The sequence below is a fragment of the Trinickia symbiotica genome, from assembly GCF_002934455.1.
Lineage (GTDB): Bacteria > Pseudomonadota > Gammaproteobacteria > Burkholderiales > Burkholderiaceae > Trinickia > Trinickia symbiotica.
The window spans coordinates 200,298-221,563 of record NZ_PTIR01000001.1; the positions used below are offsets into that span (position 1 = coordinate 200,298).

18 protein-coding genes and 1 pseudogene are annotated in these 21,266 nt (G+C 61.3%); 7 read left to right on the forward strand and 12 right to left on the reverse strand.

Annotated features, from left to right (window positions below; translation table 11 throughout):
• The first annotated feature begins 303 nt into the window (after positions 1-303).
• The 4 genes and pseudogenes from B0G57_RS00960 (at position 304) to B0G57_RS00970 (ending at position 6,208) form a co-directional block, all read left to right on the forward strand.
• Positions 304-1,164, forward strand: a complete 861-nt coding sequence (locus B0G57_RS00960) for a TetR/AcrR family transcriptional regulator (protein ID WP_051089954.1) — start codon at positions 304-306, stop codon at positions 1,162-1,164.
• A 142-nt stretch (positions 1,165-1,306) separates the two neighbouring features.
• Positions 1,307-1,462, forward strand: a complete 156-nt coding sequence (locus tag B0G57_RS32315) for a hypothetical protein (protein WP_018438687.1) — start codon at positions 1,307-1,309, stop codon at positions 1,460-1,462.
• A 27-nt stretch (positions 1,463-1,489) separates the two neighbouring features.
• A pseudogene (locus B0G57_RS00965) lies at positions 1,490-3,210 on the forward strand (acyl-CoA dehydrogenase domain-containing protein); the annotation flags it as partial.
• A gap of 433 nt (positions 3,211-3,643) precedes the next feature.
• On the forward strand, positions 3,644-6,208 hold the full coding sequence (locus B0G57_RS00970; protein WP_018438688.1) for an RNA-binding domain-containing protein: 2,565 nt from the start codon (positions 3,644-3,646) through the stop codon (positions 6,206-6,208).
• Positions 6,209-6,474: 266 nt separating this feature from the next.
• On the opposite strand, the gene B0G57_RS00975 is transcribed toward B0G57_RS00970, so the two are convergent.
• Positions 6,475-7,215, reverse strand: coding sequence for a DUF2971 domain-containing protein (locus B0G57_RS00975; protein ID WP_020565973.1), 741 nt, complete (start codon positions 7,213-7,215; stop codon positions 6,475-6,477).
• Positions 7,216-7,401: 186 nt separating this feature from the next.
• Between B0G57_RS00975 and B0G57_RS00980 the strand changes: the two genes are divergently transcribed.
• Complete coding sequence (locus B0G57_RS00980) at positions 7,402-8,172, forward strand: hypothetical protein (RefSeq protein ID WP_018438690.1); 771 nt, start codon at positions 7,402-7,404, stop codon at positions 8,170-8,172.
• A 438-nt stretch (positions 8,173-8,610) separates the two neighbouring features.
• Here the strand turns inward: B0G57_RS00980 and B0G57_RS00985 are convergent, their stop codons facing one another.
• Together B0G57_RS00985 and B0G57_RS00990 are read right to left on the reverse strand one after the other, a co-directional pair.
• Entirely contained in the window at positions 8,611-8,985 is a 375-nt protein-coding gene (locus tag B0G57_RS00985; RefSeq protein ID WP_018438691.1) for a hypothetical protein, read from the reverse strand.
• A gap of 31 nt (positions 8,986-9,016) precedes the next feature.
• Positions 9,017-10,594: an FAD-binding oxidoreductase gene (locus B0G57_RS00990; protein ID WP_018438692.1), complete on the reverse strand. Its 1,578-nt coding sequence runs from the start codon at positions 10,592-10,594 to the stop codon at positions 9,017-9,019.
• Between the two features lie 449 nt (positions 10,595-11,043).
• Here B0G57_RS00990 and hfq point away from each other — a divergent pair, with 449 nt between their 5' ends.
• Positions 11,044-11,535 carry an RNA chaperone Hfq gene (gene hfq / locus B0G57_RS00995; RefSeq protein ID WP_018438693.1) on the forward strand — a complete coding sequence of 164 codons (492 nt, stop codon included), beginning with the start codon at positions 11,044-11,046 and terminating at the stop codon, positions 11,533-11,535.
• A 60-nt stretch (positions 11,536-11,595) separates the two neighbouring features.
• Here hfq and B0G57_RS01000 read toward each other — a convergent pair whose 3' ends face one another.
• Positions 11,596-11,835, reverse strand: coding sequence for a hypothetical protein (locus B0G57_RS01000; RefSeq protein ID WP_018438694.1), 240 nt, complete (start codon positions 11,833-11,835; stop codon positions 11,596-11,598).
• Positions 11,836-12,085: 250 nt separating this feature from the next.
• Here B0G57_RS01000 and B0G57_RS01005 point away from each other — a divergent pair, with 250 nt between their 5' ends.
• Entirely contained in the window at positions 12,086-12,301 is a 216-nt protein-coding gene (locus B0G57_RS01005) for a hypothetical protein (RefSeq protein WP_083925474.1), read from the forward strand.
• A gap of 159 nt (positions 12,302-12,460) precedes the next feature.
• On the opposite strand, the gene B0G57_RS01010 is transcribed toward B0G57_RS01005, so the two are convergent.
• The 8 genes from B0G57_RS01010 to B0G57_RS01045 all read right to left on the reverse strand — a co-directional run bounded on the left by B0G57_RS01010 (position 12,461) and on the right by B0G57_RS01045 (position 21,266).
• Entirely contained in the window at positions 12,461-13,231 is a 771-nt protein-coding gene (locus B0G57_RS01010; protein WP_026229293.1) for a DUF2968 domain-containing protein, read from the reverse strand.
• A 57-nt stretch (positions 13,232-13,288) separates the two neighbouring features.
• Complete coding sequence (locus B0G57_RS01015; RefSeq protein ID WP_018438696.1) at positions 13,289-14,683, reverse strand: sigma 54-interacting transcriptional regulator; 1,395 nt, start codon at positions 14,681-14,683, stop codon at positions 13,289-13,291.
• 21 nt (positions 14,684-14,704) lie between these two features.
• Entirely contained in the window at positions 14,705-16,333 is a 1,629-nt protein-coding gene (locus tag B0G57_RS01020) for a TadG family pilus assembly protein (protein ID WP_026229294.1), read from the reverse strand.
• A 75-nt stretch (positions 16,334-16,408) separates the two neighbouring features.
• Positions 16,409-16,804, reverse strand: a complete 396-nt coding sequence (locus B0G57_RS01025; protein ID WP_085952702.1) for a DUF3613 domain-containing protein — start codon at positions 16,802-16,804, stop codon at positions 16,409-16,411.
• 20 nt (positions 16,805-16,824) lie between these two features.
• Entirely contained in the window at positions 16,825-17,766 is a 942-nt protein-coding gene (locus B0G57_RS01030) for a tetratricopeptide repeat protein (protein WP_146013330.1), read from the reverse strand.
• 72 nt (positions 17,767-17,838) lie between these two features.
• The gene (locus B0G57_RS01035) at positions 17,839-18,933 is read right to left on the reverse strand and encodes a type II secretion system F family protein (RefSeq protein ID WP_018438700.1); all 1,095 of its coding nucleotides are present in this window, start codon (positions 18,931-18,933) and stop codon (positions 17,839-17,841) included.
• Position 18,934: 1 nt separating this feature from the next.
• Positions 18,935-19,933, reverse strand: coding sequence for a type II secretion system F family protein (locus B0G57_RS01040; RefSeq protein ID WP_018438701.1), 999 nt, complete (start codon positions 19,931-19,933; stop codon positions 18,935-18,937).
• On the reverse strand, positions 19,926-21,266 hold the full coding sequence (locus B0G57_RS01045) for a CpaF family protein (RefSeq protein ID WP_018438702.1): 1,341 nt from the start codon (positions 21,264-21,266) through the stop codon (positions 19,926-19,928). Before B0G57_RS01045 ends, B0G57_RS01040 begins: the two co-directional genes overlap by 8 nt.

The window sequence follows — 21,266 nt, forward strand, 5'->3', positions numbered from 1 at the left end:
GGCGAATCATCGATCGCGCTGCCAAGGCGTCGCAATCCGACGCCTTGGTTCCGCAGGCAGTGGTTCGTCCCGCCCCAATCCACGCGCCATGCAATCGTCACAACGAAACTTCCGCGCACAAAAGGGGCGCCAGCGCCTAAGATTCGAAAAAGCACAGACGTACGCCACTAGAGGAGTCCATCCACAAAGAATGCTTGCCGCGGCAACAGCCTGTTTTTATCGTTGCCGGAATAAAAAGAGTTTCAATCAACAACCTGAATCGATCGCTTGTTCGCGGCCGGGCCACCGGCATGGGAGGCGCACATGGCAGTTCGTACAACGAGCCGGACCACCGGCGATACCAAAACACGCATACTCGATGCGGCCGAAGACATCTTCGTCGACCTCGGTTTCGAGGCGATGTCGCTGCGGCAGATCACATCGCGTGCCGACGTGAACCTCGCCGCCGTCAACTATCACTTCGGCAGCAAAGAGGCGCTCATTCACGCGATGCTCGCGCGGCGTCTCGATCGGCTCAACGAAGAGCGGCTAGCGCTGCTCGATCGCTTCGACGCTCAGCTCGGCCCGCGGCTCACGTGTGAGCACGTGCTCGGTGCGATGTTCATCCCGGCCTTGCGCCTCTCTCGCGATCCGCACGCGGGCGGACGCGCATTCCTCAAGTTGCTCGGTCGAGCCTATACGGACCCGTCCGCCTTCATTCACGATTTCCTCAATCGCCATTACGCCTCGGTTGCGGAGCGATTCTTCGATGCGTTTCAGCGAGCGTTGCCGCATCTGCCGCGCGAAGAGCTCGGCTGGCGTCTTCATTTCGCGATCGGCGCCCTTTCGGGCGTGCTCGCGGGCACCGATACGGACAATCTGCTCGCCGAGTTTTCGCAAGGGCGGTCGATGAACGATCTGCAGTTGATCGCGCGTCTCGCTTCACTGATGGTTGCCGCGCTCAAAGCGCCGTTGCAGGACCCGGCGCAACTGAACGCGTTCGCGGCCGTGCTCGGCGAGGCCGCCGACGGCAGCGATGCGGCCGCCGGCATTAGCGCCTGCGGAGCACTGGACCGGCAACCACGCAGCGATGGTGGCATGGATAGTGGTGCGCCGTCCCAGCCCGCAGCGGCGACGCGGCCCGTCGTCACGCAAGCGCCAACGCAGGCACGTCAAACGCACTGAGACGGCTTCGGCAGCGGGAGGTGGAGCCGCACTAGCGTATTGCCGCATCGAGCTGCGCAGAGCCGTGTCGAGCGATCCGGCATTCGGCCATGCCGCGAGCCATGCCATGCACCGATGAAGCGCATGGCGAGGAGGAACGGACATGGGATGGCTCGTCATCTCGCTCGTCGTTGCGGGGCTGATCGCATGCCTGTTGCTCGCGAAGCTGCTACGCCGTCGCGTACTGCCCGGGCCGATGCTCGCGGCGCTGCGCAAGACGTTACCCGACATGCCACAGACGGAGCGCGATGCCATCTAGGCCGGCAGCGTCTGGTGGGACGTCGAAATCTTCACGGGGCGCCCGCGCTAGGATGCATTGCTCGCCCACGGCGCGCCGAAGCTCACCAGCGATGAGCGTTGTTTCATCGATGAGGAGTGCGAACGACTTGCCGAACTCGTGAACGATTGGGAAGTCACCACTCTTGTGCAGGATCTGCCGGAAGCCGCATGGCGGTACATCAAAGAAAGCGGCTTCCTAGGCATGATCATCGGCAAGCAGCACAGTGGCATGGCGTTCAGCGCGTACGCCCATTCGCAGGTGGTCATGAAGCTCGCGTCGAGATCGCCGACGGCCGCCGTATCGGTGTTGGTGCCAAACTCGCTAGGTCCTGCCGAGCTGCCGCTTCATTACGGCACGGAATCGCAAAAGTCCCGCGATTTGCCTCGGCTCGCGCGAGGCGAGGATATCCCCTGTTTCGCGCTGACGAGCCCCTATGCGGGCTCGGATGCGGCGGCGATTCCTGATGTCGGCATCGTCTGCCGGGAGGGGGCGGTTTTGCGCGCAAGCCGTCGACCTCGGCGAAAAGCCGGCCGTGCTTTCGGCGATGGCCAAGTACCACGTGACTGAGCGCGCACGCATGATCGTCGATGACGGCATGGATATCCTCGGCGGCAAAGGCATCTGCCTCGGACCGTCGAATTTTCTCGGCCGCGTCTATCAGCAGATGCCGATATCGATCACCGTGGAGGGCGCGAACATCCTCACTCGCTCGATCATCATCTTCGGCCAAGGTGCGCATCGCTGCCATCCGTACCGAGGAACTTGCTGCCGCTCGGGCCGCGGACGCCCAAGCGGGATTGATCGCCTTCCACGATGCCCTTTTCCGTCACGCGCGCTTCACTGCATCGAATGCGCTACGCAGCCTTCTTCATTCGCTGACGGGCGGCCTTTTGATCGCAGCGCCGAAAGCGGCAAGCCCGGCGCTCTCGGGTTATTACCGCGCGGCCACGCGGCTCGCGATCGCTTTTGCCTTAGTCGCCGATGTTTCGCTGCGGCTGCTCGGCGGCTCGCTGAAGCGCCGCGAGCGCCTCTCGGGCCGCCTCGGCGATGCGCTCTCGCAATGGGTCCTGATCTCGGCCACGCTCAAGCGCTTCGAGGATGAGGGACGGCCCGAGGCAGACCTGCCGCTCGTGCGATGGGGAGTCGAAGATGCGCTTCGCCGCGCGCATGAGGCCTTCGAGGGCCGTTTTGCGAACTACCCGAATTGTTTCGTCGCGGGCCTGCTGCGCAGGCTCACTTTTCCGTTCGATTTGCGCCGCCCTGCACCGAGCGATGCGCTCACGGCCGGCAACGCCCGATTGCTGCAAGCACCCACGCCGACGCGCGAGCGACTTCTCGCGGGCTCGTATGTGTCGGCCGACGAACGAGATCCGCTTAATTGCGGCGAACGATTATTGCGGCTCGCACCGCAAGTAGCGGCAATCGAGCTCAAGTTGCGCAGGGCGGTGCGCGAGGGCCGGCTTTCAGCGATGCCTCAGAGCCTCGCCCACATGCCGGCATGGGCCGCTGCGGCGGAGCGCGACGGATACATCGACACGATCGAGCGCGCGACGCTGGACACATATGCACGCGATGGCGCCGCGTTCATGAAGGTGGATGACTTCCCTGCTGATTTCGGCACGAGCGCCGAATCAAGAAGCATCAGCAATAGCAACAGCGTCGGCAGCAGCGCGGCCCGCAAAAACCAGCGTCCTGCAGAGCAATCGACTTCAATGAATATCGATTAACACTGATGTCGAGATTCACTCAACGTTGAACTTTGTTCGCTTAAGTTGGAACTCCCCGAGCTGGGGGCGCGGGCCGCCTCCCAGCGGCTTCTCGCCGAACGCCGAAGCCCATCATCGAACGACGGTCGATCTTCCCAGCACGGCCCGGAACTTCCGCTGTCGGACCCGAAGCTGCCAGTCGGGCAACTGGCCCACCAACGGCTGCTTCAAAACGTGAAACCGCCGGTCGGCCTTGCGGTCAGCGTGGTCACGACAAGCGCGAACTGTCAGTCGTTCGGGCACCGTACACACCCTATCGGACCCAACTGCTTTATGGGCACGACGAGACCAATGTGATACATTTTCTAACAGACCAATGATGAAGTAACAGCGCGGCAGATTGTGCTCAAACGAGCCAATACGCGCAAATTTGAGAAAATTGTGGGGCGGGGCTATGGCTACCTTTGAGATAGAAGAGGTCCGGCGTCGGATTGGCGACTTTCTGGATCGCGGCAAGAACGACGATGAACTGATCAGCCTGCTACATCAGGGTATTCACTTTTGTGCAATCGAATGCGAGCTTGTGGACTACAAAGAGTCTGCCTTTGGGGATGCTATTGCGTTAGCTAAGGGCATCAAGCACATTGTTGCACTTCATAATACATATGGTGGTTATCTGATATTAGGGGTTGCGGAAATCGCTGCCGATCAGCTTTTTGAACTGAAAGGCTTCGATTCATCACGGTTCGATCTCAAGCAAATAAAAGATAAGATTTTTAGCTATACTGGATCTCACATTAATATTTCAGTTCACAATTTTGATGCGGATGGACGCAGTGGGCTTTCTTTGTATGTGCCGAAGCGGGCAGCGGGCGTAAAGCCCGTGGCATTTGGAAAGAACGGTCCCACGATAGAAAAGAAAACTCCCGCATTTGAATCTGGGGACGTAGTTTTCAGATCCGGCGACAATACGCGGATAGCGCGCGGTGACGAGTTTGAGTTTTTGTACGGACCTCGACAAAACCCTTACGTCGACTCGAAGCGCCTCTTTAATATGTTCAGCGAGGTTGCGAATCCACTCCCACACAATCTTCCGGATAGAAATTTTATATGCCCAAAGTTTGTTGGCAGAACTGATGTATTGCGAAGGCTTTGGACATGGCTGTCCGATCAATTCTCGTATGCGAAGGTGCTTGCGGGAGAGGGCGGACTCGGCAAGACGTCGATCGCGTATGAATTCTGCGAAAAAATATGTCGTGTCGCGCCCACCAATATCGAGCGCGTTATCTGGGTGACCGCCAAAAAGCAACAATTTTCAGGGGATAAGAATGATTTCATTGGGGTTCCAGAAACTCATTACACCAATTATAAGGAGCTGTTGATTGTTCTTTGTCGAGAATGCGCGATTCGAGAAGAGGAAGTCGATGGATCGGATGAGAGCTTGCTGCAATCTTTCCTTCGGGAGGCCATTGCTATTGTGCCGACGCTGTTTGTCGTCGACGATGTCGATTCGTTATCTTTAAACGATCAAAAGCGAGTTATGGAACTGGCGTGGCAGTTCGGAAGCCAGGGGTCTCGATTTCTTTTAACTACTCGGCGGAATCTTTCATTCTCCACAGATTTAACTATCGAGCTGGAAGGGTTGGCTGGACAAGAGTTTCTCGACTATGTTTTGACTCTTAGGGAGCGATATAAGGGGCCGGAGCTCAAAGAATCGGACATTCGCTCTTTAAGGGAAACCACTAAAGGGTCGCCTCTTTTTACAGAATCATTGTATAGACTGGTGCGGCGTGGAGTCCACTTTTATTCTGCAATCAAGGAGTGGAAGGGGAAGTCCGGGAATGAAGCTCGCGCTGCGGCACTAAAGCGAGAGATTGAAGCGTTGCCTGAAGAGGCAAGGCGCGTCCTGTTCGCCGCATCAATTTTTCGGAATTGTTCGCGTACTGAACTCGAAGAGGCGACTGGCTATACTGGTGAAACCATTAGCGACGCATTGGATGAGTTGTCTTCGCTGTTTCTCGTCCATGCCCCGCTTATCTCAGAGGAACCCCGATTTGAAGTTTCCAGCGCTACCCAAAGCGTGATACAAACGATAAAGACAAGCCTTGTCCCTGACCATGCGAAATTTGAGGCGCATGTGCGCTCGCTGCGTCGGCACGACGCCGAGATTAAAACTCAGAAAAACAATCAGATCGTGGCCGCTGCAATCAATGAGGCGCTCGCATTTTTGCGTGTCTCTGATGTGCCCAGCGCCTTGAAGACAGTAGCCGCAGCACAACGGAAAACTCGATATCATGCCGATCTGTACGTACTACAAGCTCGCTGTCTCATCTCCGCAATCCCTAAGCGCGCAAGCGAAGCCAGAGTTGCCGCACGTAAGGCCTATCACGGCAATAATCGCAAGCCCCTCTTGTTCGGCGTTTGGTACGACGCTGAAATGTCGTTGAAGCACTGGGTCGGCGCAGCAGATGTCTGCGATTTGGCACTAACTAATTCCATAGAGCCAAGCGCAGATTGGCGGCTCAAACGAGCTGCGGCCAACTTTCAGTTGGGAGATCAACAACAAACGGCAAGATCTCCGGAATTGGCGTTGCGTTCGTTTTCTCGAGCGGCCGACGATATTTCTATGGCTATGACAATAGCCCTCCAGTCAACTGATCGACAAAATCCTTCAAGTGCGGAAATTCTGCACGCCACGCACGATGCTATGTTTTCAACCATTGAATCGAATGGCGGGGAGGACGCGATGCCGGCACTCCTTGACGAACTCTTACTTGCGATCAAGCGTGGTGATCGTCGCTGGCGAGTTTTCGACCGTCTGGCCAGGACGTGGTCAACTTTATATAAATCTCAAGGCGGTCGGCAAGGACGCGACATAGAGTTGCGGAATTTACTTCACGATCGGTCGTCACATGTTCGTCGCGTCTTTGAAGAGTTGGTCACCTCTGGCAACGGAGGAGGTCCTTTCGGTAAGCTGTATGCCCCGATAAAGGAGAGTCTAGAGGAAGCGGCAATTTGACCTCGCATAATTCTTCGTTCGACGGCGACCCCGGTTACTGCTGGGCTTGAAGTGCTCGGTGGACGAAGTGGCCAGTTATCGGATGAAATGAGACTTCCGATCGTCTGAGCGGTGAAGTCAGCGTACGGTGCCTAGTGGCCGACTACCGGCCCGACGCGACCGGCCGTAGCCGACCCGTTGCTGCCATCTGGGCTGCATTAAATTTTGACCGGTTAGCGGTCGACAGCAGACAGTCACGTCACGGGAATTCTGCCCGAAATACGGGCTTATAGTGGCACTTCCCTGAGTGTAATGCGGAATAGATCGTTATCCGATCTGACTGCCTCCACCAAGTTACAGTCTGGGTAGTCTTTTGCTAGTTCTTTTATCCGTTCTCTGTCAGCATTAGATGTGCGCAAGCCGAAGCAAATTTGTTTGAGCCAAGCACGATCGAAAATGTGTAGGCCGGGGTTAAAGGAAATCAATCTCGATTCGCGCTCGTACTTCCATTCGGGCGCCTTCGTCGTAAGATAGGCGGTGATCACGGGCTTTAAATCGGCCTCGAAATCTGGCCTCTTCGATAGATCCAATCGCTTGAGAGCATCAAACAGAGAATCGGAAGAATAGTCAACCGGTGCAGTGCCGACCAGACTTTTAATTACGAAAGCGTACGGAATGGTGAAAGTCAAGCATACGCCCGTATGATTTGCTGCGTAGTGAGCCCAAATGAGGCGCTCATCGTCGCCATCGATTGACCCACAACAAATACTGAAAACGCCACAAGTTTTGGCACGCTCCTCAACCTCTCCTGCATATCGAACAAACAACTCTTCTGCTTGCGCAGCATAATTGGTGCTTTGATTGGCCCGCGCTAACCGAAAAGCTTTTTCGAGGTCTATTTGACAGTCAGCAGGGTCATTTAGCCTGGCTGGTTCCGGGAAATAAAATGAACTGCTCTCCAGACTCTCCCAGAAATACTGGTCCAGCGGTTTGAACTTGTGGCCGGTGAAGCTAGCTGATTCGTCCATGATACGGTCCTTGTCGCCATGTCTTGCCGACATCAGTATCTAGGAAAAGACGAGTATGCCGCAAGGAACTACGCGGTTCGCCGACGGCCCTGTTACTGTACACGGGATCGGAGTTCCGGCGGCTCCCACCTCGCCAGCCGGTGAATGACGGATAGGTGAATTCACGAGAACCGGCAAAGGGGCGCAATGAAGAGCACGAAGACAGCGTTCAAGGACTCAGCAATCGCACGAATGATGTACGCGACGGGAGCGTTCATAAGGAAACTTGATGCGGTGCCCGGCTGGCACGAAGCACGCGTGGCGAATCTAATGGTCGCGATGGACCTGGACGGCATGCTCTCGGGACCGAGCGACAAGCCGGGGCCGATAGCACTGCCTCCCGAGATTGACCGGGAGCACGCGGTCGTCACTCGCTACCTCGAACTGTACGACCTCGTGCTGTCCGTCAAAACGTGCGAATATTACTTTCGGCGTTACCCGTTCAATGGCCTGCCCGTGTCTCGGCATGACCATCTGAGTAACGCCTGCGAGCTTTACTTTAACCGCATCTATCAGTTCAAGGAACGCCTAAAGAACCTGGTAGATGCAGTGGATGCGCTGGTGCCAAAACATGGCATGCAGTTCGGACCGTTCATCAAGCAATTTGCGAAAGAATTCGACTTGGAGATTCGGGCGCGCAATCAGATACATCATTTCGAAAAGTTCAGGGATCTTGATATCGAGCGCGTTTTCCTGACAGGCATGCATGACACCGTGTATCCGAATAAGGGATGGAAGGACGAGCAACGCGCGTATTACCGAAAGGTTACGAAAGAGTGGGCGCAGCGGATCCGCGCCCGCGGGGCGCTACTCGATGCCTTTCTTGAGGCGGTCGCCGAAGCACTGTTGCGTGGTTGCCCGTTTCTTGCCGAGATGTCGGCAGAGATGATGGCTGACCTCGACAACTCGCCGAGATAGCTCCATGCGAATGCCGCTGATGAAACGGAAACCAGCACTAGCCCGATCGTCTTGAGCCTTTCGGTTCGAGGTTCACGGGTCGTTCCGTGCGCCCTTCCGTATGATAGTGTTGCCAGTGAGCGCTTCATCGATGGCATATTTCTCACCGACTGCCACAGTCGATGGCGTTCGGGACTTCTTCAGACGTCCCGTCTTGCGTACAGAGCGGACTTTCAATGAGATCCGTCGGTTGACTGCTCATGGCCGACGGCGGAACTACCCGTAGACTAACGGCCATCGTCATGAATAGATCGCGGCCAGCATGCCAGAAAGTTCAAAGTTCGATGGATCAGCGGTTCAACGTTCGCCGAAGCGCCCTCGAAGGGCCGTCCTGCCGCAGGTGTCAGTTCGACGTTGAATGAATCTCGACAACTGATCCGCCACGACTCCTGCAGTCGCTCAGGACAAAGCGTCGATGCGAAACGCAACGACGCCGGCGCTGCCAGATTCATGGACTACCGTTCGGCCCTCGCTTCGCGCCAGATACCGAACTACGAAGAAATCGGACGCACGCAACGCACCGACCACGGACACGCGCGCGCCTGTCAGTGCCCGATACCAAAGCGCGCCGACGTCATCGCCGCCATCGATCACCGATGCGCCATACGCGATGGCAGACCGCGCCCATGCGACGCTCTCATCGAGCGACGCATCGACGATGGCGACGACAGGCCCGGCGGCTACTGAATGCCGATCGCCCAGCGCGATCGCGCGCCCGAACCCTCCGCTAGCCGCCAGCCCGGCGCTTGCGATCAAGAAAATGCGTCGATTCATGCTGCCACCGTCCTCTACATCGCCTCACACGTTAGGTATAACCGCGCCTGCTACGCCACATACGAGGCCAAATCCCCGACTTGCCCGGCGCGAGGATCCCTTGCGGATCGAGCGCATCCTTGATCGTCTCCGAAAACCGCAGCAACGCGCCGTCGTTGAAATCGTACTGTGCGGCGGCGAAATCCATATACGCAAGGTGAGCGCGATACTCGCCGTACCCTTCAGCGCGCGCGTCGCTCATCAGCACACGCAGCAAGTCCTCGGCCGCATCGCTTTCGAGCGCGTCGTCGCGATTGAAAATGATCGCCATGATGTGATGAAGATGGCGAGTGCCGGCTGTAAATCCACCGTAGTAATCAAACCCATACTCGGCCGCGCGCGTCTTCGCGACCAAATACTGGCGCATCGCATCGCCCCCCGTGAACGGACAGATCGGCGAAAAATCGACATGCGCCCCATTGCCGCCGCGCCAATCGAGCATCCGAAAAGCGGCCATCGTCGGAATGCCGGCCATGTTGCGGTCGCCGCCGGCCGCGGGCTCTTGGTCACCCGAATACCGTGCCGCGTCGATCTCAGCCCCTCTCACACGCAGCAACGCACGCCGCACGATCGCATACTGCGCTTCGACGACCTCGGGCGCGCCATAGAGCCCGAACCGCAGATTCCACCAGCCGATGCCAAGCTGCTTCGCCATCGCGGCCACGGCACCGTCAGGCATCGGTCCGCTGCCGTGGTACCACTGCGAGCGCGACGAAATCCCCGCAGCAAAACGGATCGCCCCCTCAATGACGGCATGATTGCGGATCGTTTCATCGAGCTTGAACGGACGCAACGCTTCAACAATCGCTACAAGATCCGCTTCCTCGCGAAATCGCGCGTGAGCAAGCAGATAGGAAGCCGGTCTCGGCATCAACGCGATCCCGAGCTTCGTGACGATTCCGAAGTTCGACTGCATAAACATCGCATCGTACGAAGGCCCGAAACCGGGCTTATAAAGCTGCCACGCCCTGCCAATCTCGATGCCGCCCATGCCGGTCCGAATGACGTCGCCGTTCGCGAGCACGACTTCCATCCCGCACTGCATCGCCGCGTGATCGCCGTACGGCGTGTAGCCAAAGCCCCGCTCTAGCGCATTTCCGACAACGCTCCCCCACCCCGCCGCGGCCGGATCGATCCACAACTTCGAGCCGCGCTCGCGCAAGTGAGCGTAAAGATCGAAATACGTCACCCCTGGCTCCACGAGCGCGTAGGCAAGCGTCTCGTTCACTTCGAGCACGCGGTTCATCCGCTTGAGATCGAGAACGACCGAACCGGTCAAGCGCGGCGCGGCGCCCCCGTACGCGAAGTTGCGACCGGTCGAGACCGGCCAGAGCGGCAGAGCATACGCTCGCGCCACGCGCAACACTTCGCGGATTTCATCGACGCTGCTCGGCAGTACGGCCGCCGACGCCGCGAACCGTTGCTCCCGCGGCCCCGGCACGAACGGATCCGCGTACTCGGTCAGCGCGTCCTCACTGGCGAGCACGTACGCGTTGCCGACGATCGACGCCAACTCGTCCAACGCCGCGCGAAAACGAGACTCGGAGAGATTCGGGGGAAGGACTTTCATGGTCGTTGCCGCTCGTCCGAAATTTTCGATTTCATCTGGCTCTCGCGAACATTACGGCCTAATGTGTGGGAGTCGAGCATCGAATCGATGTTCGACCTGAGGCCGGACTGTCGTGGTGCGCCAACGCACCATCGCCGATCGGCCGATACGGACTGACCAACCGCGGATTGACGAGCAGATTGTCCCACGAACGAAAGCGACGCCCCGACCCGCCGATATCGACCGGTCGGGGAGAAACCGTGTGCAGCCGCCATCGAACGGAGGGCGGAACTCGGCCGCGCGTTCAGCCTCTATCGAACTCGCGTCGGTCACGTGTCGCATCGAGCGAATGTGGGTCCACCGGCCCTTATTCGCCGGACACGGGTTAAAATCGCGGCCAGCCCCGAATTGCGCGCCTAGTCGCGCCCCTCACTAACTCAACTGGAGCAGCTTGCGCTGCCGTCCTTGCAATGCCGAATCCGTCAGAATCGCATCCGCAGAACGACTTCATGAATGCCGCGCGCAAAGAACGCAAGCGCGTCGAAATCTATCTTGTCAACGGCATTCGCCTGACGGGATGCATCGAATCGTTCGATCAATATCTGGTCATGCTGCGCACGCCCGTGGGGCTGCAAGGCATCTACAAACGGGCCATTTCGACGATCCAGCTCGATACGGGTACCCGTCCCGGGCCGCGCGGCCCGCGCCCCGGCGGACACGGCGAGCGCGAGCGGCATGGCCCGCGCGAGGGCTCGGGACCGTATCGCGAGTCGCGCGAACCCCGCGAACCCCGCGAGCCGCGTGAACCGCGCGAAGCGCACGGCGCGCCCACGCCTTCTCATTCGGATCGGACGACCAACGAAGGCCCCGTCGTCGTGACGCGCCGGCGCCGGCCGTTCAGTACCGCGCCCCATAACGGTGAGCACGGCAACAACGGCGGCGACAGCAGCAACAACGAGTAAAAAACGTAGGGGCCTGCTCACACTCGTGGCAGGCCCCCGAGACGACGCTCGCCGCAGTGCCTACAAGGCAGGTTCCCCGTTGCGCTGGGCGAGCCTTTCAAGAATTGCCTCGACGCGCGCGCGTTGCTCGCGCGTCAGTTCAAATTGATGCCGGACCGACAGGACGCGGCGTTCCCAGTATTGGGCGTTGAGCATGCGATTGTCGGGTTCGCGGATCGCTCGCTCGAGATGATCGAGGTCGGCATCGACAAGATGTAGCGCATGCACCCTGCGGGGCTGTTCCGTCTGCTGAATTCCCATTGCTATCCCAAAAGTGAAGACGCGAGAGTAGTGGCAAATTTGGTGCCTTCAGCGGCGCAAGAAGACTAGGTTGTATAGATGGCGGGCGTTTCGCCCCGATCCAAGCCGTCGACAAATAGTCAGAAGATTAGGCGGAAGCAAGCAGCAATTACAAGGTAGCTGCAGATTATGCAGAGAAGATGGCGGAAGCAGCAGCAATCGCATCGGTGCGCTATGCTGGTCCTTCACTTCTCGTCAAGCGGAGACCGTCATGTCCAAGACTCACCCGCCCGCCCCTCGTCCTATCGAATCATCCGATGAAAGGCTCGACGAGGCGCTAGGAGAGACGTTCCCCGCGAGCGATCCGATCGCTGTCGATGCGGCGGAGCCGGAAGGCGAAGCGAAGCACGGTAAGACCGCTCGAGCCGGCGGCTCGGCGAAAGATAAGGAGCCCCAAGCAAAGCGGCCGCCGCCGCCCGCTCGATAGCGATCAAGGACGGAAATGCCGATGTTTCGCCGGACAAGGCTTGCCTGGCGAAGTGGGACGACTGACCCTATTGCTCCATTGTGGTGCACGGCGCCACGTTGCCCTCTAAGGACGGCGCGGCGCCGTGGCCGAATCGGCCGTTTTCAGTAAATTAATAAATCAGTGAATGCTGTGCGGCAATCCCTGCTCGGTCTCGCGTTGCAGTGACTGAACCTGGCGCCGCAAATCGCGGAGTTGATCCTGCGCGGCGCGTTTCTGCATGTCGAGCGCGGCCGCTTCCTCGCGCGTTTCTTTCTGGCGGCTCGCGAAGAGCGTCTGTTGCTGATGCGCGACGTCGAGATCGGCTTGCAAGCGATCGGCGCGCGCCTGCTGCGCCGCAATTTGCCGCTCGGTGTAGGTCTTTTGCGCGGCGAGCTTCGCGCGACGCAATTCGACATCGGCAAGCTGCGCACTTTTCTTGACGAAGTCGGCGTAGATCTGTTCGGCACGCGCGTCGTCGTGCGTCTTGATCACGCGCCAGAAGTTCTTTTGCTGAAAGAGCGCGATGTAGTACGTCAAATCGTCGCCGTGGAGCAACAGGCTCGCCCCGTAGCTGCCGTTGTAGCTCGTGCGCAACTCCGTTAGCTCGTTGTTCCGCATCAGGCGACGCAGTTCGGCAACGTTGCCCTGCGCTTCTTTCGTGTCGTCGGACGTCGTCGCCGACGCCGATTGATCCGGCGCAATCGTTGTCGCGGCCGGCAAAGCGACAACCGGCGCAGGCGCGGCCGCTACGACGGCCGCCGATGCAGCCACGGCAGGCGCCGATAGCGACGGCGTGGCCGATGCGACGTCCGCGGCCGACTGTGCACCGGCACAGCCCACCATCCCGATTCCCCCGATGACGACAAGCGCGGCAAGCGCTGTCCCCCGCATACGAGAAAAATTCCTCATTGTCAATTCCTGGCGCTAGTAGTTCTAATTGGAACAGGCTACTTCAGCGCGTCATTATTACTCAGTTTCTCTTGTTTCGGGCTCCTCATCGAATATTTGGTATTTCCGCATCTTTTCCCACAACACTTTGCGGCTGATGCCGAGGTACTGGGCGGTATCCTGGCGTCGCCACGCGTTGGTCGCGAGCGCGGCGAGCACGCGGCTGCGCTCGGCCATGTCCCACTTGCTGCGGTCCACGATGAGCTCGCTCGCGCTTTCAGCCGGTACCGGCTGGGCATTGCGCGCGTGGGCGAGCAAGCGCTTGAGCCGCGCCGCATCCCAGCTGCCGATCTGCCGAACGGTCACGCCGATGCGCTCGGCCAGGTTGCGCAACTCGCGCACGTTGCCGGGAAAGTAAGTGTCGGCAACGGAATCGGCCAGCCAATACGGAATCTCGGGGAGCGTGGCGAGCCGGTCGGCGCCTACCACGGAAGCGATAAAGGCATTGAAGATCGCGATCTTGTCGACAGCGCCGCGCTCCTCGAGCGACGGAATCCGTAACTCGATGACGGCCAGCCGGTAAAAGAGGTCAGCCCGAAACGTGCCGTCCTTGACGAGCTGCGGCAGATTCTTGTTGGTCGCGGCGACGAGTCGGAAATCGACTTTGACCGGCGTGGCCGAGCCGATCCGCGTAACGGCGCCGTCTTCGAGCACGCGCAGCAGCTTCACCTGCTGATAGAGCGGCAGGTCGCCGATCTCGTCGAGAAACAGCGTGCCGCCGTCCGCTTGTTCGAAGTACCCTTTGTGCGCGCCGATCGCGCCGGTGAACGAGCCCTTCGCATGGCCGAAGAACAGCGACTCGAAAAGGCCGTCGGGGATGGCGCCGCAATTGACGGGTACGAACGGGCCATGCCGGTAGCGCGAATGTTTTTCGTGCAGCAGTTGCGCAATGCGCTCCTTGCCGACGCCCGTCTCGCCGCGAATGAGCACGCTCGTGTCGCAATCGGCAAACGTATCGACTTCATGCAGCAGCATCTGCATGGGCTCGGAATGCGCGACGATCTCCGTCGACGCGGCCGTCCCGGCCGTATGCGCCCGCAACTGGGCGGCGAGTTTCGTCACCATGCCGCGTAACTCCGCGCACGTGAAATCGAGCGGCAACACGTGCGAATATTCGGGCGGATAGATGGCGGGATCGCGCTCGCGCGGCACGGCGCCAACCCAGATGACGGGCATGCCGCTCGTTGCCTGCCAGTCGTGCAGCGCGCGCGAGCCGCCATCGATCACGCTCACGCTGATGATCGCCAACGCGGCTCGCGAGGGGCTGCTGCGTTCGGGCGCCGTCGCGCCGTCGGCGCGGATGACCTCGACGTCGAAGCTCGCCATGCAGCGAATCACGCGCTCGACGATATCGGCCTTCCCCTCCCAGACATAGATGTCCAGTTCCTCGATCGTATTGTTGGCGGCTCTCATTGTTCGATTTCGAATGTCTTGTCAGTAAACCAGTTTCGGCACGCCGCAAGTCAGCGACAGGTCATGAATCGTCGTCACGCCGGCTTGCACGCCGAGCAGTTGCAGCAGCGGATCGATGCCGATATCGGCAATTCCCTCGAGAAGCGGCCCGAGCGCGGAGGTCACGATCGACCCGTCGATGCCGTCGACCTGCAAGCTGCTCGACAACGCGTTCGTGAGCGCCTCGCCGATCCCTGTTCCGAAGGTGCCGTATCCGCCGCTCGCGGCGAACGTCAAGGGAGGATCGATCGGGTTGCCGGTCAACGAAGTCGAAGCGTGGGCGGTAACAACGGGGATGCCCGCCACCTCGAGGATCGTCGCCGGTTGCGTAGGACAACTAAATGCCTGGGAGGCGGCTTGGGGATTCGCGGCCTGAGCGGCGATACAGAGATTCGCAATCCCGGTCTGCCCGCCAACGACCGAATTGCTGGTCGCCTGCGACGACGTGCAGTTCGTCGATTCGAGCCACGCCTGACCTTGCGCCGCTTCGAGGGAAATCGGCACGCTGATGTTGGCCACGCCGAGTTTCAAGTAAAGCCGCACCTGCGCGGCGCTTGCTTCCGTCCGCCATGCTTGCGTTCTCGGATCTCTCCCTGCTTCGCCCACGGCGAGGACGGGCGGCTCGACGATCTGCACCTTGACCGTCGCACTGGCCAGCGCCCCCAGGTTCAGGCCCGTCGTGATATCGATCGCGGGCTGCCCCGCATGCGCGATTTCGGCCGCGACGATGAGCGCATCGAGCGGACTGATCGTCGCATCGACGGCGCTTTGCGCATTCGATACGCCGAGTGACAACAGGCCCGCGCTGCCCGCCGTGTTGCCGACCGGGAATGTCAAGGTGTCCGAAATACCGCCATCGAGGATGGTCTGCAGCGTGGCCACATCGGTCTGCAAATTCGCATCGGCCGCCGATGTGCGCGACAGCGCCGTCAACATCAGGTGCGCGAGCTGCCGAACATCGACCTGTGTCGCGAGCAACTGATCGACGGTTCCGACTCCAGCCGCCGCCATCAGATCGCCGATCTTGATGCGCGCATTCGCAAGCGACTCATAAGAGACGAGCGAGAGATCGAGGTTCGTTCCGAGCAGTGCGTTCAGCAGGCCGTTGACGGCTCCGCCTTGCAATTGCGCGAGTACCGTACCGACGGAAAATGCGCCGATGTTCGTCGCCTGCGCCGTCGACGTTGCGCTGACGGTGCGGACCGGTCCGAGAAAGAAGTACGGCACCTGGCGCGTCGCGGTCACCTGTAGCGCATTGAGCGGCGCTCCCGCGTTCGTGCTCGCGAAGTAGCTCGGCGCGCCATTGGTTTTCGTATCCCATCGGCCGCATGCGACGGTGATCGTCGCGGCGCCTGACCCGTCGGTCGGAAAGCCGTTCGCCGCGGCGTTCGCCGTTGCGCTCGCGCTAGCCGCGCCGCAACCGCCGCTGATCGTCTGCACACCGGCCAGAGCGGCCAGGTCGGCGATCCGCTGCAGCGAGCGCCGCGCGAAAAAGACGTTGCCGACGTCGAGCGCGCCGAGCGCCGCGATGGCGATCGTCAGAAAGAGCGCCACCATGACGACGATCGAGCCGCGCTGACGCCGGGCGGCCGATGACCGAACCGCGCGCATGCGCGCGGAGGCCGCCGCTCGCTTGCGGCCGGATAGCGTCGGGAAATTGCGCTCAGGCGCCACGTTCGGGACTCGTCAATTCGAATTTGTCGAGGCACCGGCACCGGCGCCGCCGCCGTTCCCGTAGTCGCCCAACGAGGGACCTCTCGTTTCGATCGGCGAAGCGAACGATGCCGGAATCTTCGTCTTGAACGAGTCGAGGTAGCGATCGTAGGCGAGGCCCGCTTCGGCGCCGAGGGTCGGCAATGCGGGGGCCGCCGCTTTGTTGCTGCGCTGTAGCTCGAGCCACGCGCTCGTCGCGTCGCCGACTTCGCTCGCACGTGCCCTATTCGCGGCTTGCGGCGGCGTCTCTTCAGCCGCACTCGGCGATGACGTTGCAACGGTCACGGCGGCAGCCGCGACGACGACGGCAATCGCAAAGAGCGGCATCCGGGCTGCAGTGCGCATTGCATCGAGAGTCTTTAGTTTCATTGGCTGCTCCTCGTGGCTCGTCACTGTGCAAACTGTTGCAACAACGGCGGCGGTGTTTGATCGATCGGCGCGGCAGCGGACCCTCGCAGTGAGTCGGCCACCGTGGCGTCGGCGTGCGCGCGCGCCAGCATCGTCGGTTCCAGCCGGCTCTCCGGCCGTTGCTGTCGCTTGGCCGACGACGTCTGCGTTATCAAGCGACGTGCGCGCTCGGCGGCAGCCACCCTCGACGCATCGGTTCGAATGGCCTCGCGCACGTCCGGCGAGAAATGCTGGTCGTCCATCAGCGCACGCGCCTCGCGCATGCGGCCTTGCGCAAGCAAGAGCAAAGCGATGTTCGACAGGATCCGCGCGTTGTGCGCGTCGAGCTCCGCGGCCTGCATCAGCGGCACGCGCGCCCCGGCGACATCGCCATCCCTCAGACGTGCATAGCCGAGATCCGACAATGTCGGTGCATCGGTCGGCGCAAGCTCGCTCGCATGCGCGAGTTCACGGTCGGCATCGGGGAAGTCACCCGCCGCGCCCGCGAGCAACCCGAGACCGCGGTATCCGCGCGCCGCGAGTGGCGTCCCGAGCAGCGACCGGTAAGCGCTTGCGCTCGCATCGGCTTGCCCCGTGATGCGCAGCGCGTCGGCACGCAGCAGCGTCGATTCGGGCGTCGCGCCGTACTGCTTCTCATAGGCATCGATATGCGCGAGCGACGCATAGTAGAGCCCTTCCGCCTGCATCCGGTCGATCAGCGCGAGATAGACGCCGGGCGTGTCGGGCTTGCTTTCCCGCTGCGCGTTTGCCGCCGTTTGCAAGGCTGCGGCGCGTTCGGCCTGCGTGCCGATGCCGTAGCCCGATTCCTTGAACGCGCAAGCGCTGGCGGCAAGCGTCGTGATCGCGCACACCGCGAGCGTGAAATAGCGGGAATACCTCGTTCGATCTGTGGTCTCGATACACACGCGTAGGAGTCGCTTCATTTTTTCCCGTTCCGTTTACTGTCCGTCGTTCATCCGTATCGTCACCCGCGCTTGATTCGTCTCTCGCATCGATCAATGCCGTTGTGTCCTCAAACTGTGCGTGGCCGTGACCACGCCAGGCCCTGCCGTCACGATCAAGAGCGCCGGCAGCAGCGTCAAAATCATGACGCCCGTCATCTTTACGGTGAGGCGTCCAATCCGCTCGCGCAGCATCGCGCGGCGCGTCTCGCGCAACCGGTCGCCGAATTGCTTGAGCGGTTCCTGCACCGCGCCGCCGTGGCGGTCGACCTGAATCATCAGCCGTACGACGGCGCGCAAGTCCTCGTTGCCGAAGCTCGCGGCGAGCCGCTGCAGCGACTGCTCGCGCGTGCGCCCCGCCACGAACTGGCGCTGCGCGATCTCGACCTCCCGCGACAGCACGGGCAGCATCGAGCGGAAATCGTTGGCCATCACTTGCAGGCTTTGATCGAGCGAAAGGCCAACGCCTTGCAATAGCCTTAGCAAATCGACGAATCCGGGCAATTCCTCGATGACGCTTCGACGTCTCAGCGACGCCCTGCGCGCGAGGACGAGCTTCGGCAGCATGAAGCCCACCGTCAGCGCTACGGCCGCGGCGGCGAGCCACGGTCCGCCGCGCACCCCTGTGTACCAGCCAGCGGCAACCGCAAGCACGGCGGCCCCGCCGAGCCGCGACATCAGGAAGAGACCGCGTGCGTTGGCATCGACGAAACCGCATTGATCGAGCAACCGCCTGTCCTCTTGCGCGACAGCATGCCTGCCGAGCGGCGTATCGAGCCAGCGCGCACCAAGCCGCCCCAAACGCTCGAGCGGCGTTTCCCGGCGTTTCAGCGTCCGCGCGTTGGCCGCGCTCGCATGGCCTGGCTGTCCGCCTATGTCGCGGGCCATGGCACCGGGCTCGAGCTGGGTGGGCGCTCTGCGCGACGACGCACCGCCCTGCTGAGCTGCCAGCGAAGCGGAACGCGCCGCCGTCGCGGCATCGGTTGCGGCTCGCGCCGCCATGGCCAACGCGCGGTCTTCGAGCGCCTTGGCCAACACGCGTGCACCGCGACGCGCCACGACGAGTTGCGCGACGATGACGGCCGCGAACATCAGCAAGCCGAGCGCGGCAAGCGCGAACGCGAGAGCGGCGAGGCGATCGGCTGGCATGTCAAGACCTCAACCGCGTCAGGCGGTACAGCATGTAGCCTCCTGCCATCTGCAGGCCGAATGCGACGTAGATGAGCGCACGGCCCGTGGAATCCGCCCACATGGCACCGAAGTAGGTCGGATTCGAGGCGATCAGAAAGCCGCCGATCGCGAGGGGCAGTACCGCGAGCACCCAGGCGGACATGCGCGTCTCGGCCGACATCGCAACCAGTTCGCGCTCGGCCTGCTCGAGATCGCGCATGAAGAGCGACATCCGTTCGAGCATGACGTCGGCCCGGCCGCCGTACTTGACCGACAAGCGCAGCACCGAGCCGACGAATTCGAACTCGCGCACGCCGTAGAGCTCCGCGACCTGACCGAACGCGCGATCGATCTCGATGCCTGCCCGCATCGCGCGCGAAATGCGGTCCATGCATTCGCGCAATGGCGCCTCGGTCGTTTGCAGCGAGGCCTGGAACGCGGCGGGAACGCTGTTGCCCAATGTCACGAGCCGCACGATGCCGTCGAGGAGCGTCGGCAATTGCTGCACGATCGAGAGCCGGCGGCGTTGCATGCGCACGCTGATCACGAAGCATGCCGCCGACAAGCACGCCACCGAGGCCGCCGTTGCCGCGAGTGCGCCGGCATCGAGGGCCACCCATGCCGAAATCGCGACTGTCGCCGCGCACAGTGAGACGGCGAGCTTGCGCGCGTCGCCAAGGCCGGCGCGCGTGGCGACATCGTCGAACGCGCGGGCGATGCGTGCGGCCGCTCGTGCTCCGATTCCAGGTTCGCTGACGTTTGTCGCCGGACGCCGCGCGTCGGCGGTCGTGCGTCGCGTATCCGCCGTAGTCGTACTCGTGCGCTGCGCAACCGGCGACTTGGGCGCAACGACGCTGCTCTCGATAAAGCGGGCGGCGTTGGCCTCGTGCTGCGAACGTGCGCTGCGCTGCCAAAGCAGAATGGCCATCGCCGCGCAAACGAGCGCGAGCGCGGCGATCCCTGCGAGGAGGCTAGACACGGAAGCCCCCGTCCCGCTCAAAGCCGCCCTCGAACGGGCCGGCACCGCCGAGCACCTGTCTGAAGCGAGCGAGCTTCGGCGAATGCGGGTGAATGCCGAGCGATACCCAGTTGTCGACCTCCTCGCCCTGCTCATCGACGAACGGCTCGTAGCGATAGAGCTCCTGTGTCGCGATGATCGTATCTGAGAGGCCGGTGACTTCGGTGATCGACTGAATCCGCCGTCTGCCGTTCGACAAGCGGCCGATCTGCACGATGAAGTCGATCGCGTTGGCGATCTGCCGCCGCAAGCTCGACTCCGTGCCCTGAAAGCCGGCAAAGCCAGCCAGCATCTCGAGCCGGTACAGGCACTCGCGCGGCGAGCTCGCGTGGACCGTGCCCATCGAGCCGTCGTGGCCGGTATTCATCGCCTGCAGCATCTCGAGCACTTCACCGCCGCGAACTTCGCCGACGATGATGCGATCGGGCCGCATCCGCAACGAATTGCGCAGCAGATCGCGGATCGTGACGCGCCCGGCGCCATCGAAGCCGCCGGGCCGGCTTTCCAGGCGCACGACGTGCGGATGATTCAGCGAGAGTTCAGCGGTGTCCTCGATCGTCACGACGCGCTCGGGCTCGGGGATATGAAATGCGAGCGCGTTGAGCAGCGATGTCTTGCCGGAACTGGTGCCGCCCGAGACGAGGATGTTGCAACGCGCGGCAACCGCGGCTTCGAGCAGCGCGCTGATTTCCGCGTTATAGGTGCCGTTGGCGAGCAAATCCGATGGCCGTAGCGGGTCCTTGCGAAACTTGCGAATCGAGACGATCGGCCCGTCGAGCGAGAGCGGCTCGATGATGACATTGACACGCCCGCCGTCCGGCAAGCGCGCATCGACCATCGGGTTCGACTCATCGAGCCGCCGGCCGATCGGCGCGAGAATGCGGCGCACGATGCGCAGAAGGTGCGCGTTGTCGGTGAAGCGCACGGGCATCTTCGCGAGGATGCCGTGGCGCGATACGTAGACGTCGCGGTAGCCGTTCACGAGGATGTCTTCGACAGCCGGATCGTTGAGCAGATCCTCGATCGGACCGAATCCGGCCAGCTCCTTGGTCAGCGCCTGAGCGATGAGCCGCACTTCGCTCTCGTTGATCGGGATATGGCGCAGTCGCACGAAGCTGTCGATTTCCAGGTCGACAAACTGATTGATCGCGCCGCGCGACCATCGGCCGAACTCGGCGCCCAACTCCTCGATGCGCGTGAGCAAGTGCTCGTGCGCCGCATTCTTTACGTCGTGAAACTGCTGCGTGTGGATGAACGAAGAGGCGTCGTCGGCGAATTGGATCTCGTTTGACAT

Bases quoted from the DNA above. Each gene is read 5' to 3' on its own strand.
- B0G57_RS00960 (WP_051089954.1), top strand. From the start codon at position 304: ATGGCAGTTCGTACAACGAGCCGGACCACCGGCGATACCAAAACACGC.
- B0G57_RS32315 (WP_018438687.1), top strand. From the start codon at position 1,307: ATGGGATGGCTCGTCATCTCGCTCGTCGTTGCGGGGCTGATCGCATGC.
- B0G57_RS00970 (WP_018438688.1), top strand. From the start codon at position 3,644: ATGGCTACCTTTGAGATAGAAGAGGTCCGGCGTCGGATTGGCGACTTT.
- B0G57_RS00975 (WP_020565973.1), bottom strand. From the start codon at position 7,215: ATGGACGAATCAGCTAGCTTCACCGGCCACAAGTTCAAACCGCTGGAC.
- B0G57_RS00980 (WP_018438690.1), top strand. From the start codon at position 7,402: ATGAAGAGCACGAAGACAGCGTTCAAGGACTCAGCAATCGCACGAATG.
- B0G57_RS00985 (WP_018438691.1), bottom strand. From the start codon at position 8,985: ATGAATCGACGCATTTTCTTGATCGCAAGCGCCGGGCTGGCGGCTAGC.
- B0G57_RS00990 (WP_018438692.1), bottom strand. From the start codon at position 10,594: ATGAAAGTCCTTCCCCCGAATCTCTCCGAGTCTCGTTTTCGCGCGGCG.
- hfq (WP_018438693.1), top strand. From the start codon at position 11,044: ATGCCGAATCCGTCAGAATCGCATCCGCAGAACGACTTCATGAATGCC.
- B0G57_RS01000 (WP_018438694.1), bottom strand. From the start codon at position 11,835: ATGGGAATTCAGCAGACGGAACAGCCCCGCAGGGTGCATGCGCTACAT.
- B0G57_RS01005 (WP_083925474.1), top strand. From the start codon at position 12,086: ATGTCCAAGACTCACCCGCCCGCCCCTCGTCCTATCGAATCATCCGAT.
- B0G57_RS01010 (WP_026229293.1), bottom strand. From the start codon at position 13,231: ATGAGGAATTTTTCTCGTATGCGGGGGACAGCGCTTGCCGCGCTTGTC.
- B0G57_RS01015 (WP_018438696.1), bottom strand. From the start codon at position 14,683: ATGAGAGCCGCCAACAATACGATCGAGGAACTGGACATCTATGTCTGG.
- B0G57_RS01020 (WP_026229294.1), bottom strand. From the start codon at position 16,333: ATGCGCGCGGTTCGGTCATCGGCCGCCCGGCGTCAGCGCGGCTCGATC.
- B0G57_RS01025 (WP_085952702.1), bottom strand. From the start codon at position 16,804: ATGAAACTAAAGACTCTCGATGCAATGCGCACTGCAGCCCGGATGCCG.
- B0G57_RS01030 (WP_146013330.1), bottom strand. From the start codon at position 17,766: ATGAAGCGACTCCTACGCGTGTGTATCGAGACCACAGATCGAACGAGG.
- B0G57_RS01035 (WP_018438700.1), bottom strand. From the start codon at position 18,933: ATGCCAGCCGATCGCCTCGCCGCTCTCGCGTTCGCGCTTGCCGCGCTC.
- B0G57_RS01045 (WP_018438702.1), bottom strand. From the start codon at position 21,266: ATGTCAAACGAGATCCAATTCGCCGACGACGCCTCTTCGTTCATCCAC.